The sequence below is a fragment of the Sporosarcina sp. P7 genome (assembly GCF_002743425.1).
Classification (GTDB): Bacteria; Bacillota; Bacilli; order Bacillales_A; family Planococcaceae; genus Sporosarcina.
Genome location: NZ_PDZF01000002.1, coordinates 281,273 through 294,518 on the forward strand (window position 1 = coordinate 281,273; position 13,246 = coordinate 294,518).

The following is a 13,246-nucleotide window of genomic DNA, read 5'->3' on the forward strand; positions in this document are numbered from 1 at the left end:
ACATTCTGATAATATGAATATGTATAACTGTCAGACTACTAAAACGAGGAGGGTGAAAACAGATGAATAAAAGAAAAGTTCATAGGTTTGGTGCTACATTTGCAGTCGCTAGCGCTATTGTAGTGGCGGGGGGATCTGTCAGTGCGGCAGAACAATGGTATAGCGACGTATCAAAGGATCACACGCATTATAAAGCGATTAAAGCATTGACGGACCAACATATCATTCGTGGCTATTCCGAAAATCAGTTTAAGCCTGGGAATTCCATTGAGCGTCGTCACGCGGCGTTAATTTTGTCAAAGCTCGGAGACTTTGAAGAACCAACTAATGTGGCGGATGTATTAAAACAGTTTAAGGATATTTCAGCGGACAGTTTCTACGCTAAAGAAATGGCGACTCTAGCGAACGCGAATGTATTTAAAGGGGACTCAAATGGGTATTTCAAACCGACAGCTGCCCTAACACGTCAACAAATGGCAAATGTACTAGTAAATGCATTGGATCTTGAGAAATACGATACAGGCAAGAAAGTGGCCATCAACTTATCGAATGTAGGAGAGTCACATAAAAGAGGTGTGCAAATCCTTGCGAATCTTGGTTTAACGGATCAACTGAGTGATTTTAGACCGAATGAGCCTGTCACACGAGGCGCGTTCTCTTCATTCATTCATCGTGCCAATCAGCTACGACCAAACGATTTCACCTTATCATTGATGCATATGAATGATACGCATGCACGTGTTACGGAAATGCCGAAAGCCATTACCGCTATTAAAGAAGTTCGAAATGAAAAACCGGATGCTTTGCTCCTCCATGGAGGAGATGTTTTCTCGGGAACATTGTATTTCTCAGAGTTTGAAGGACAAGCCGATCTAGAACTGATGAATTTAATGGGGCTGGATGCAATGGTTTTTGGTAATCATGAATTTGATTTAGGCGACAGTAAGAATGGCCACAAGTCACTGGCAAGTTTTATAAAAGGTGCTAATTTCCCTGTAATCGGCGCGAACATAGATTTCTCCAAAGACCCCGACTTGAAAAGTCTAGTAAGCAAAACAGAATTTACTAGCACGCCGGCATTAGGAGAAATTCATAAAGGCTTGATCAAAGAAGTGAATGGTGAAAAGGTTGGAATCTTCGGTTTGACTACAGAAAGTACAGCGTTTGTCGCGAGTCCAGGGGCAGTAGAGTTTTTGGATTATAAAGAGTCGGCTGAAAAAGCCGTAGCCTACTTTGAGAGCCAAGGAGTCAATAAAATTATTTCGCTAAATCATCTTGGGTTCGATAGTGATCCATCAGTCGGTAATGATTTGCTTATAGCGCAAGCAGTTGAAGGCATCGATATTGTTGTTGGCGGGCATTCACATACGAAATTGTCGGACCCAGTAATTGTCGATAAAAAAGCCAATGGAGAACGCAAAGATCCTACAGTCATAGTTCAAGCGGATCAATATTTGACGCATCTTGGAACATTGGACGTAGAATTTGATGATAAAGGGGTCATTACAGGACATGCTGGCAAATTAATCAGCTTAAAAGATAAAGCGAATGATGCGGAGGCAGCGACAGCACTTCTCAAGTATTCGGGTACAATCGATGAAACGTTTGGTAAAGAAATCGGCGCGACATTAGAAGTGGATCTACCGAATCCAAGAAGTCGTGAAGGGGAGAATCCGACAGAAAGTGTCCGTGCGAATGAAACAGCACTCGGTAACTTAATAACGGACGGAATGCTAGAAAAAGCAAAAGAATACAATCCGAAAACGGTCATAGCCCTGCAAAATGGAGGAGGAATCCGCAACCAGTTGAATAAAGGGCAAGTCACAGTCGGAGCAGTAATTGAAGTTCTACCATTCGGTAATACTTTATCCCTTGTTACGCTTACGGGTGAAGAAATTAAACATACGCTTGAGCATAGTGTGCGAAATGCACCTAACGAAGAGGGCGGTTTCTTGCATATGTCAGGCATGAAAATAACATTTGATAGCAGTAAAGAAGCTGGCAATCGTATTCAGACCATGCAAGTACAAATGAATGGCGAGTACGTTGATCTAGAGATGGATAAAGAGTATGTTATTACGACAAATGCCTTTACAGCAAGAGGCGGAGACGGCTTTAAAGTGCTTGCTGATGCATACGAAAATGGCCGTGTGACCGATCTAGGTTTGGATGACTGGGTGAACTTGCGAGATCACATGATCAAGCTTGGAACAGTTAAACCTGAAATTGAAGGTCGAATTATTGATTTGAATAAGTGATCTAGACAAATGTAAAAGAGTTGGAGCTTAAAAGCTTCGACTCTTTTTTGAATAGGTGTATCCTTTTTTGCAATATGCCTCTATATAGTATGTGAGGAGAAGAAAGGATTTCTCCTACAATCGATTCCATTAGGAGGAAATACTATGTATTTATTATTAGATGAACCTTCGTTTAGATTACAAACTACTTTAGTTATGGAAATTGGGTTTAATGAAGCCTTTTTACTGCAGCATCTACATTATCGTTCGCTCATATCAAAAAATGAACGGGATGGATATAAATGGGTGTACAAAACGTATGATGACTGGAAGGAAGAAATTCCATTTTGGTCACTCAATAAAATCCGGCGTACTATTTACAGTTTAGAATCACAAGGCTATTTGATCTCCAATTCCTCGTATAATAAAATGAAAATTGACCGAACGAAATGGTATCGTGTCGATTATTCAAAACCGATCTTCCAAACCCAAAATGGGTCGTTCGACGTCTCAAGTTGAAACGAGTATGACACAAATGGAAACGACGGATTTGCCTGAAATGGTCAAATGGATTAATTCAAACTGGGCAAGCCAATAACCAATGTATTTTAAATAACTTAAGAATAAAGATATTGTCGAGATGAATCTCGACGTTGTATTTTTTGTACACTTCTAAAATGCATGTTCATTCATGGAAGTGGGTAGAAGAATGAAGAAAACGGATTAGGAGGAGATCGACATAGTCGTTCAGATAAAGCGAATTTATGATGATGCGGAGAAAGCAGATGGATTGCGTGTGCTAGTCGATCGAGTGTGGCCACGTGGGATGAGCAAGCAAGCTGCGCAAGTGAATGAATGGTTGAAAGAGATAGGGCCGAGCACAGAACTCCGCCAATGGTTTAATCATGATCCCGGTAAGTTTGATGATTTCAAAAAGAAATATAAAGAGGAATTGAAGAATAATGAAGCGCAGCAGGAAGAGTTAGAGAAGTTGAAAAACTGGACGAAAGAACATAAAAAGAATATAACGTTAGTGTTTGGAGCGAAGGATGAAAAGAATAATCAAGCTGTAGTATTAAAAGAAATCTTGGATCATCAGTAAGTGGAATAGTTGAATACAAAAAAACGCAGTTCAAAATTATGCACACTTGAACTGCGATTATCCATACATCAATTGATCTTTCACTTATTTTTAAGGAATACTATGCATTCCTATCATGTAGGTTACCCATATGCTTTCTGATGTGCTTTTTTTCGCTTAATATAATTTTCATCTTCCCGAATAACGTCCCATCGTTCTTTGAAAATTTGTGCAGACTTTGCTTTGATCGGATCTATATCGCGTTCTCTTACCGTTCCATCCTCATGATACTTCCGTCCACTTTTATGATTTGCATAACGACGTGAACGTGTATATCCCATTTGAATGAATTTACGCGCCATATCCATTCCGACGAAGTCATCTTGCTTTCGATACTCTTCAAAAAGCTCATAAATTTTATCGGCGGACTCTTTTGCAATTTCAGGTGTTTTAAAGCGCCAATGAGGTAAAATTTCACTTTTATAAGGCTCAACTACTAACACGCCTTGTTCACCACGTCCTACTCTATATAATTCAGGCTGTTTGCGTAAATCTAACGAACTGTAATCTAAATCATAATCAAATGGCATATACTCGCATCCTTTTTCCCTTACTTTACCCCTGAAAGAATGGTAGAAAACGTGCGAATTATTTATGTAAATTACTTTACAACAGAACATACATTCCTTATACTAAAACAAAAGGGAGGGAACAGACGTGCGTAATTCATTAGAAAAGGCCTTACGATACGGTGATATGCTCGAAGTGATGTATGAAGCTAAAGATGGTTCCATTAGCAAACGAAAAATACGTGTACTGAATATACACGGTAAAACGTTTACTGCCTACTGTTTTTTGCGGAACTCCAAACGAACTTTCCTGATCGATCATGTATTGGCAGTCGCTCCCGTAAGAGTGAGAGAAAAGGTTACAATTTAATCGACTTCAATATAGAAGGAACTCAAGTGATCTATCCGATTTTCTAGGATATATCGCTTTTTTCGTTCACGGGAATACAATGTCATGGACCGTCAGAAAATCAAATTACATATAAACCTACACATATCATGTATAATTTAGAGCATTACGATCATTTCTGAGGTGAAGTTATGATAGACCAGTATGTAACTAAAGTGAAATTTACTCGGTACTATAGACAAGGAGTTCAACATATAATGGATAGCCAACAAATAGAGGAACAGATAGATGAGTTGAAACGTCATGTCATATGAGCAAAAACTGATGGCGATGAAATCACTCTTAAAGAAGACGGCTGTCGTTCAGGAAATAGAAGAGACATTCAAGGCGCCACCAGCACCAAGCTATGAAAAACGCTGGTTGACGACGGGTATGGAGAAAATCGAAAATGAATTTGGTGTCGTCTATACACGTGTTATTCATTATCCACTCGATACGATGCACGGAGATTTTCGTTTAGGTGATGTGAAGCAAAAATTGGTGAAATGGTCTGAAGCTGAATATATGCACCCATTATCTCCGAATGCCGGTAAGCTCCTATTTTTTGATACAGAGACAACAGGGTTAAAAGGCGCTGGAGCTGTCATTTTTTTAATTGGACTACTAGAATTAAAATCTGATGAATTTGTCATGACACAGTACGTGTTGCCGAACCCAGATCATGAGGCAGCATTTCTTTATGCATCGGAATTATGGAGAGAAGGTCTTACACTCGTCACATATAACGGCAAAAGCTTTGATTTCCCTCAACTACAAACGCGTTGGTCATTGCATCGAAAATTGTTGCCGCCACTGCCTGTCCCACATCAAATCGATTTGTTACATGGATCACGCCGAATTTGGAAAGGGCAGATGGAGTCATTCAAGTTGACCGAAGTGGAGCGAACACAGCTAGGCTTTCATCGCAAAGACGATATACCAGGCCATATGGCGCCTATAATTTATCAAGATGCAGTGAAAAACGGTCGTGCAGAAATTTTAATGAAAGTCATGTGGCATAATGAATGGGATATCCTATCGCTTGTGACACTCTTTAGTCTTTCTACCGATATCGTCATGGAAGAAGATAGTCAGCAAAATGCGCAAATCGCAACGAATATCGCCAAATGGTTCCAAGATCTTGGTTTGAAAGATCATAGTTTTACAGAACTTCAGCGAATTGCGGAAGTGCACGGGACGAGTTATCCTATGACGCATTATCATCTAGGCTTTTTACTCAAGCGCCATAAAGAATTCGATCGAGCGATTCAGTCATTCGAAATCGTTGCAACGCACGGAACTGGCAGAGAACAGGTACTTGCTTATGAGGAACTGGCAAAATTATATGAGCACCAAGTAAAGGATTATTCGCTTGCATATGAGCACATACTAAGTGCGGATAATCTATTGCAGCAATCCAATGAATTTACATCGCGTTTTAGCAATCGGATGAAGAAATCATTAGCAAAACGGGAAATGCGAGTAAAGAGAAAATTATTTCCTGGGCAAGCGCAAGAAGCGACGCATGAAGAACAATAGTCTTTTTCAGTAAGACAAAGAATGACAACATATGCTATAATGACCTTATGGAATCACAGACGGAAGGACGTTTTGTCATGGAATTAAAGCTAGATACGAAAACGATTTTGGAGAAAGAATTTAAGCAAGCCATTCGAGGCTATAAGCAAGAAGAAGTAGACTGGTTTTTGGATGATGTCATTCAAGACTATGAAACTTTCAAAAAAGAAATTGCACGTCTACAAGAAGAAAACACTAGATTGAAGTCGGAAGTCAACTCTTCTCAAAGACGCTCTGCCACACCGGCTCCCCAAACGACGAATATTGATATCATTCAGCGGATCGCGAATCTTGAAAGAGAAGTATTTGGCGATAAACTGGTTCAGCCTGAAGAGTAAAACTCTCCATATGAAATAGAAGAACCACCACAGTAAAATGTGGCGGTTCTTTTTGGTTTAGTGAAGTTCATTTCTCGCTTGGATTAATTCTTCTATTGAATCAAAATCCTGAACAAAGCCAAGATGAATAGCTTCCCATAGATAATGGGACGCAATCGAACGTTCGGGTGCAAAAAGTAACGATTTCTCCATAAGTAGTTGACGCCGCTCCGATTTTTCAACGCCATACAGCCACTGTGCAGAACGCTGGATTCCTACATCATCGATTGCGAGCACGTCTTGTCGGCCGAGTGATAAAATTAAAAACATTTCAGCTGTCCATTTACCGATGCCTTTAACATGGGTTAATTGCTTTAGAATCGCGTCATCATCATATGCTCCAATATTCTTGAGGTCCAGTTCATGATTCACGATCTTGTCCACAAGATCTTTTACATATTCCGCTTTTCTCCTAGTCAAGCCAACTTCCCGCAAATCTTCTGTAGAAGTAACAAGCAACCCGTCAACCGTTATATGATCTCCAAGCAAATCGAGCAAACGTGCGTAGATGGCACTTGCAGCATTGACTGAGATCTGCTGACCGATGATGGAACGTACAATGGACGACAAATAATCGGATCGTAACGGAACTTCGATGTCCCCAATGAGTGTAATCAACTGTTTAAGTGTAGAATCTTTAGCGCAAAGTGATTGAACTGCTGTATCTTGTGTACGAATATGAAGTGTTTCCAAGTCACTCACCTCTTATTTTAAAGTTAGAAGGTAAAGATTCAGACACTTTCCCTGAGCCATTTCGCTGTCAGTGTGTCCGCAGACAACATTTCTTGCGGTGTTCCTTCAAAAAGTATAGTACCGCCACGTTTGCCGCCGCCTGGACCTAGCTCGATTATCCAATCACTCGCTGCAATAAAGTCTAGATTATGTTCGATGATCATCACCGAGTTTCCTTTGTGTACGAGTTTTTGGAACAATTCAAGTAGCTTATCGTTATCGCTCATATGCAGTCCTAATGAAGGTTCGTCTAACAAATAGATTTTCCCTTCGTTTTGTAAGTGACTCGCCAGTTTGAGTCGCTGAATTTCCCCACCGCTTAATGAACTCGTCGTTTGGCCTAACGTGAGATAACGTAAACCGACTTCATCCAGCATATCCATTCTTTTTATGATTTTCGGCATAACAAAATATTCCATGCTTTCCTCTACTGTCAATGCCAGGATTTCTGCGATGTTTTTCCCGCGGTATACAAAAGAGAGAGCCTCATCTGAATAACGTAATCCACCACATGATTCGCATACAACAGTTACGGGATCTGCAAAAGCCACATCTGGAGTAGTGACTCCTTTCCCATCACATACTGGGCAAGCCCCCAACGAATTAAAGCTGAATAAACCGGCTGGCTGACCTGTTTCTTTCGCAAGGATCTGCCGAATGTCATCCATAATTCCCATATAGGTAGCTAATGTGGAACGGCTAGAAATTCCGATACGGCCTTGGCTCACTTTAATGATATCGGGATATTTTGCCGAGAACGCTTCAAATAGTAGGGAACTCTTACCGGAACCTGAAACGCCGCAGACGGAAACGAGAACGTTTTTAGGGATATCAATCGACACATCTTGTAGATTGTTAGTATTCGCCCTAGTAACGGAAAAATAATCGCTTGACTGACGTGGTTGTTGATTGATTTCCAATTTGTGATCGAGTTTGGTTAATGCAGAGGTGCCTTTTAATCCGTCAGGCTCTCCCTGATAGATAATTTCTCCACCTGCAGCACCCGCACCCGGTCCCATTTCCACAATTTCATCCGCTACTTTTATAACGGATAGATCGTGTTCAATGACGATGACAGTATTATGATTAGCTTTCATACTTTTTAGCATTTGAATGAGCATATCTACTTCTTCGGGATGAAGACCCGCACTTGGCTCATCGAATATATACGTAATATTGTTTAAACTGCTACCTAAATGCCGAGCAATTTTCACTCGTTGTGCCTCACCGCCAGAAAGAGTTCCCATTTTTCTTGAAAGACTTAAATAGCCGAGTCCCAAGTCTATCAATTGCTGTACATTCGGGATCGCCTGTTGCGCAATGGACTCACCTAAGGGATCATGTATGTTTTTCAGTTCTAGTAGAAGCTCTGTCAGTTCCAATTTATCGTATTCCGCAATATTACAACCGTTAATTTTACACTTCAATACTTCTGGATTTAATCCTGAGCCATCACAAGTAGGGCATAATGTATGGGTGGATACTGCCAGTACATCCTCTTGCGAAGTTTGTTTAAGTTTCGTTATATCTCGATTAATATATAGACGTACAAATCTAGGTAATAAACCATCCCACTCATGATCATGTGGACCATCTTTCGTATGGAATGGTGCAAACACTCTTTCACCTTCAGGAGGTCCATAAATCAATAAATTATACTGATCTTTCGGGTAATCTTTAATTGGCAGATCGGGATCGAATAATCCGCCTGTCATCATCCACCTTCCTTGCCAACCAGAAGGGGACAGTGGCTTAAACTTTACTGCGTATTCTCGCAGTGACTGGTCCAGATCGATCAGTTTATGTAAATCAGGGTACACGACTTCACCGAATCCATTACACTCTGGACATTTGCCAAATGAACTTTGACTCGAGAAATCGGTAGCAGAACCGATCGCGGGTGTACCGATGCGGGAGAACAGTAGACGGATTAATGGATGAATATCCATGTACGTCCCGACAGTGGAGCGTGTATTCCCTCCAATAGGCTTTTGCTCCACCACAATAACCGGGCTTAAATGATGCATTAAATCTGCACGCGGCCTTTCATAACGAGGCATTTGGTTTCGGACGTACAGCGGGTAATTCAACGTCATCTGCCGTCTACTTTCCGCGGCTATTGTGTCAAATACAACGGAACTCTTTCCTGATCCTGATAAGCCGGTAAATACCGTGATTTTTTCCTTTGCCAAGTTTACATCTATATTTTTCAAATTATTTTCTCGAAGTCCCCGTAAAACCATCTCATCTCTGACTTGCTTCATCATCATAGCCTCCTTCAAACCTTACATACTAGTCTTGCTAGATGATTTCCCTGTTTTAAGGAAGTTACACCATACAATCATTTTTTTGTCGTTGGTAGTTGGAAAAAATAAATAATTTCTGTATGCGAACTCGTCTGCGCTCATTCATTCGTTGAAGCGATCATAGCTCATCCAATTCGCTCAAAGTCACGCAGTACCCGCTTTGTGCCAGTCGGAATCCGCTCATAGCTCTGCCGTCCCCGCTCATTGTCTGTATCCAACCGCCCAATACGCAATAGATCTACACTAATTCTTTCTCCACATCACGCAAACTATTTAATCTACCTCATTCCAAACGAATTCATTGTATAACGAACGGATTTGGTGTATACTCAGGAGTGCCATAGAGAGTATTCAGGTAATCGCTGCAACTTCGGTTGTAGAGGAAAGTCCATGCTCACACGGATCTGAGATGACCGTAGTGTTCGTGCTCGGTGAAAAAATAAGCCGGGGCAATGCATCTGCATTGATGGCGGGAATAACTCCTAAGTCTTCGGATATGGACTAGATTCTCTGAAAGTGCCACAGTGACGTAGTCGGCATGGAAACATGTCGAGTGGAACGGGTAAACCCCACGAGTGAGAAACCCAAATTATGGTAGGGGCGTTCTTCCGAAAGAATTCAATGGAGGAAGGAACAGGCAATTGTCTGTAGATAGATGATTACCACTTCACGTACGAGGCGCGAGCCGTTTGAGTACCGAAGAACAAAACATGGCTTACAGAATACTCTATGGCATTTATCTTACAATTAGCTCTCCTACAGTTTTGGGAGAGTTTTTCTTTTTATAGAAGCGAACAAATACATATACCTTTCAACTGACAGAAAGGACATATTGACCAGAAACAAAGAATGGAGTGTTGTAACATGAGTGAGTACAAATTAGTAGCAACTGCTGCGATGGGACTTGAATCCATCGTCGCGTCTGAAATAAAAGATCTTGGCTATGCATGCCAAACAGAGAACGGAAAAGTCTATTTTACGGGTGACGAAGAAGCCATTGCGAGAACGAATATGTGGTTACGTGTAGGTGATCGTGTACGAATTATTGTGGGCGAATTCAAAGCCTTTACATTTGATGAGTTATTCGAACGGACGAAAGCTTTGCCGTGGGAAGAGTTCTTGCCGGTAGATGCGGCGTTCCCTGTTTCAGGTAAATCGGTCAAGTCAAAATTATTCAGTGTACCTGACTGTCAGGCGATTGTGAAAAAAGCGATTGTCGAACGATTGAATAATGCGTATAAACGAAGTGGATTCTTAAGTGAATCGGGACCGCTTTTTAAATTAGAAGTTTCTATATTGAAAGACCACGTAACTTTGACAATAGACTCAAGTGGCCAAGGCTTGCATAAACGCGGCTATCGTATGGCTCAAGGGGATGCACCACTAAAGGAAACGATGGCAGCTGCACTCGTTAAACTTTCTAAGTGGAGCCCGAATCGTCCATTCGTAGATCCATTCTGTGGTTCTGGTACGATTGCTATCGAAGCGGCCATGATTGGACAAAATTTGGCGCCGGGTTATAACCGTTCCTTCTTAAGTGAAGAATGGCCTTGGATGAAAGCGGATGTGTGGGATCGTGTTCGCGAAGAAGTAGAAGACGTGGCGAAGTATGATTTAGAGCTCGATATTCGTGGGTTTGATGTTGATCACAATATTATTTCTATAGCACAGCGTAATGCTATGGAAGCAGGATTTACAGATTTGATTTCATTCGAACAGCGAGATGTGCGTGATTTGAGGCTCGAAGGAGAAAATGGCGTCTTGATCGCCAATCCGCCATATGGTGAACGACTTGGTGAAGTGGAAGAAGCAGAAGATATTGCGCAAGTACTTGGTGAGATTATGAAACAGTATCCGTCATGGTCAGTATATATTTTATCTTCACTGGAAAACTATGAAACGATGTATGGCAAACGTGCAACAAAAAAACGTAAACTATTTAACGGCTTCATCCGTACTGATTTATATCAGTTTTGGGGACAGCGTTCATAATTAGACGGGCAGGAAGAGGAGTAGATCCCTCTTCCTTTCGCTTGCATTCAGGAGGAGTCAGTATGAATACAAAAATTCCATTTGAGTTGGATAAAGGGCAAACGTTTTATGAATCTCTCAACGATTGGCTCGGAGATACGTTATATGATGATTTAACGGAAAAAGGTTTCGAATGTCGTGATGAGCAAATTTATATGGCATTTCAAATAGAAAAAGCACTGAAAGAAAAAAACGTCTTGCTTGCGGAAGCGGGAGTGGGTACGGGGAAAACAATTGCGTACTTATTACCGGCTATTGCGTATGCGCGTTATACAGGTAAGCCAGCGGTGATTTCCTGTGCAGATGAAACATTGATCGATCAATTGATCAAAGAAGAAGGCGATATTCAGAAGTTGAGTACCGCACTCAATATGACAGTAGACGTTCGTTTAGCGAAAGCACGTAATCAGTATATTTGTCTCAAACGTCTAGAAGACACTAGCATGAAGACGAACGAAGATTTTGTCGATTTAGTGGAAGATCAGTTGCCAGAATTCGTGCATGCGGAACGTTCATTGCAGTCGGTCTATCCATATGGTGAGCGTTCAGATTATCCATATTTGGCTGATGAAGAGTGGGAAATGATTAATTACCACCCGATTATGCAATGTGCGGCTTGTGATATTCGCAATCGTTGTGGGCAAACGATTCATCGTAATCATTATCGTGAAGCTGCAGACTTGATCATTTGCTCACATGACTTCTATATGGAGCATTTGTGGACAAAAGAATCACGTGCTAGACAAGGGCAACTGCCTTTATTACCGGAAGTTTCGATGGTCGTCTTTGATGAAGGACATTTACTGGAGTATTCCGCTCAGCGTGCATTGACATATGAAGTGCAAGAGCAAACGATTATCAACTTGCTTGAACGGATTATGGTGGATGGCATCCGAGAGAAAACTTTGCAATTGATGGAGCAATTGCTCGAGACGCATGAATTATTTTTCAAACAGCTAAAAAGTAATGCCATTCAAAATGACAATGAGCGCCTGACAATTGATAAGAACGAAGAAATGATGAAGTATGCGAAAACAGCGGTTGCATTATCTCATGAACTTCTGGAAGAATTTGTTTTTGAAGGCGAGTTATATGTGATCCCTGAATACGACTTGAAAATTGTCGAAGAGTATTTGGAACAGTACATTTATTCGATGGAGCTCTTTTCCGGTGACAACGACGCAGTAGATTGGCTTGAAAATCGTCGTGAAGAAAGCACACTGCTAATTATGCCAAGACTTGTAACATCCATCTTGAAAGAAAAGTTATTTACGGGAACGATGCCGATTATCTTCTCTTCGGCTACTTTATCAGTTGAGAAATCATTTGATTACTTAGCATACAGTTTAGGAATTGTAGATTATCAATCATTTTCTATCGCATCACCATTCGACTATGAAAATGTCATGAAAATTCATTTGGAACAAGGGAATACCAATGAGAAAATTACACGTCTCTCCGAACTACTTGAAGAAGAGGAACAAACATTGGTATTGTTCGGTTCCAAGCAATCGATGATGGAGGCCTACGATCAATTACCACTCGAACAAAGCGTTATGGTGACGTACGAAGGGGAGCGTTCACTGTCATCATTGGTGAAAGATTTCCAACAACGTAAAGTGAATGTCTTTTTCTCCTATCATTTGTGGGAAGGTCTGGATTTGCCGAATGAAGCGTTGACTCGGGTCATCATCTTTGACTTGCCGTTCCCACCGCATGATCCACTATTCCAAGCAAGAAGGGAATTTGCGGAAGATCCGTTTGACGAAGTAGATCTACCATTTATGTTATTGCGTTTACGACAGGGAATTGGCCGCTTGATTCGAACAAGCGATGATTACGGTTCGATTCATTTATTTGTAAAGCCAGAGAATATAGAATTACTGCCAGTTATTGAACGTGTGTTGCCTGTACCATTTTCGTAAACAGTATAGAAAAGAGCGTGCA

11 protein-coding genes and 1 other RNA gene are annotated in these 13,246 nt (G+C 41.1%); 9 read left to right on the forward strand and 3 right to left on the reverse strand.

Annotated elements, in window-relative coordinates; genetic code table 11:
• Positions 1-62: 62 nt before the first annotated feature.
• The 3 genes from CSV60_RS04015 to CSV60_RS04025 all read left to right on the forward strand — a co-directional run bounded on the left by CSV60_RS04015 (position 63) and on the right by CSV60_RS04025 (position 3,339).
• Complete coding sequence (locus CSV60_RS04015; protein WP_099636035.1) at positions 63-2,258, forward strand: 5'-nucleotidase C-terminal domain-containing protein; 2,196 nt, start codon at positions 63-65, stop codon at positions 2,256-2,258.
• 144 nt (positions 2,259-2,402) lie between these two features.
• Positions 2,403-2,756 carry a hypothetical protein gene (locus CSV60_RS04020; protein WP_099636036.1) on the forward strand — a complete coding sequence of 118 codons (354 nt, stop codon included), beginning with the start codon at positions 2,403-2,405 and terminating at the stop codon, positions 2,754-2,756.
• 220 nt (positions 2,757-2,976) lie between these two features.
• Entirely contained in the window at positions 2,977-3,339 is a 363-nt protein-coding gene (locus CSV60_RS04025; RefSeq protein WP_099636037.1) for a DUF488 domain-containing protein, read from the forward strand.
• 122 nt (positions 3,340-3,461) lie between these two features.
• Here the strand turns inward: CSV60_RS04025 and CSV60_RS04030 are convergent, their stop codons facing one another.
• Positions 3,462-3,908 carry a DUF4385 domain-containing protein gene (locus CSV60_RS04030; RefSeq protein ID WP_099636038.1) on the reverse strand — a complete coding sequence of 149 codons (447 nt, stop codon included), beginning with the start codon at positions 3,906-3,908 and terminating at the stop codon, positions 3,462-3,464.
• Positions 3,909-4,035: 127 nt separating this feature from the next.
• Here CSV60_RS04030 and CSV60_RS04035 point away from each other — a divergent pair, with 127 nt between their 5' ends.
• The 3 genes from CSV60_RS04035 (at position 4,036) to gpsB (ending at position 6,191) form a co-directional block, all read left to right on the forward strand.
• Positions 4,036-4,257: a transcriptional regulator gene (locus CSV60_RS04035; RefSeq protein ID WP_099636039.1), complete on the forward strand. Its 222-nt coding sequence runs from the start codon at positions 4,036-4,038 to the stop codon at positions 4,255-4,257.
• A 282-nt stretch (positions 4,258-4,539) separates the two neighbouring features.
• Entirely contained in the window at positions 4,540-5,814 is a 1,275-nt protein-coding gene (locus CSV60_RS04040; RefSeq protein ID WP_099636040.1) for a ribonuclease H-like domain-containing protein, read from the forward strand.
• A 77-nt stretch (positions 5,815-5,891) separates the two neighbouring features.
• On the forward strand, positions 5,892-6,191 hold the full coding sequence (gene gpsB / locus CSV60_RS04045) for a cell division regulator GpsB (RefSeq protein ID WP_099631597.1): 300 nt from the start codon (positions 5,892-5,894) through the stop codon (positions 6,189-6,191).
• 57 nt (positions 6,192-6,248) lie between these two features.
• On the opposite strand, the gene CSV60_RS04050 is transcribed toward gpsB, so the two are convergent.
• Together CSV60_RS04050 and CSV60_RS04055 are read right to left on the reverse strand one after the other, a co-directional pair.
• Entirely contained in the window at positions 6,249-6,923 is a 675-nt protein-coding gene (locus tag CSV60_RS04050; protein WP_158233148.1) for a DNA-3-methyladenine glycosylase family protein, read from the reverse strand.
• Positions 6,924-6,961: 38 nt separating this feature from the next.
• Complete coding sequence (locus CSV60_RS04055; RefSeq protein WP_099636042.1) at positions 6,962-9,226, reverse strand: ATP-binding cassette domain-containing protein; 2,265 nt, start codon at positions 9,224-9,226, stop codon at positions 6,962-6,964.
• 389 nt (positions 9,227-9,615) lie between these two features.
• Between CSV60_RS04055 and rnpB the strand changes: the two genes are divergently transcribed.
• The 3 genes from rnpB (at position 9,616) to CSV60_RS04070 (ending at position 13,224) form a co-directional block, all read left to right on the forward strand.
• An RNA gene (rnpB, locus tag CSV60_RS04060) (RNase P RNA component class B) lies at positions 9,616-9,991 on the forward strand.
• Positions 9,992-10,132: 141 nt separating this feature from the next.
• Positions 10,133-11,260 carry a THUMP domain-containing class I SAM-dependent RNA methyltransferase gene (locus CSV60_RS04065; protein WP_099636043.1) on the forward strand — a complete coding sequence of 376 codons (1,128 nt, stop codon included), beginning with the start codon at positions 10,133-10,135 and terminating at the stop codon, positions 11,258-11,260.
• A gap of 62 nt (positions 11,261-11,322) precedes the next feature.
• Positions 11,323-13,224 (forward strand): ATP-dependent DNA helicase, encoded by a 1,902-nt coding sequence (locus tag CSV60_RS04070; protein ID WP_099636044.1) that lies wholly within the window; start codon positions 11,323-11,325, stop codon positions 13,222-13,224.
• Positions 13,225-13,246 lie beyond the last annotated feature (22 nt).

Excerpts from the sequence above, each read along its gene's own strand:
- CSV60_RS04015 (WP_099636035.1), top strand. The coding sequence starts at position 63 with ATGAATAAAAGAAAAGTTCATAGGTTTGGTGCTACATTTGCAGTCGCT.
- CSV60_RS04020 (WP_099636036.1), top strand. The coding sequence starts at position 2,403 with ATGTATTTATTATTAGATGAACCTTCGTTTAGATTACAAACTACTTTA.
- CSV60_RS04030 (WP_099636038.1), bottom strand. The coding sequence starts at position 3,908 with ATGCCATTTGATTATGATTTAGATTACAGTTCGTTAGATTTACGCAAA.
- CSV60_RS04040 (WP_099636040.1), top strand. The coding sequence starts at position 4,540 with ATGTCATATGAGCAAAAACTGATGGCGATGAAATCACTCTTAAAGAAG.
- gpsB (WP_099631597.1), top strand. The coding sequence starts at position 5,892 with ATGGAATTAAAGCTAGATACGAAAACGATTTTGGAGAAAGAATTTAAG.
- CSV60_RS04055 (WP_099636042.1), bottom strand. The coding sequence starts at position 9,226 with ATGAAGCAAGTCAGAGATGAGATGGTTTTACGGGGACTTCGAGAAAAT.
- CSV60_RS04065 (WP_099636043.1), top strand. The coding sequence starts at position 10,133 with ATGAGTGAGTACAAATTAGTAGCAACTGCTGCGATGGGACTTGAATCC.
- CSV60_RS04070 (WP_099636044.1), top strand. The coding sequence starts at position 11,323 with ATGAATACAAAAATTCCATTTGAGTTGGATAAAGGGCAAACGTTTTAT.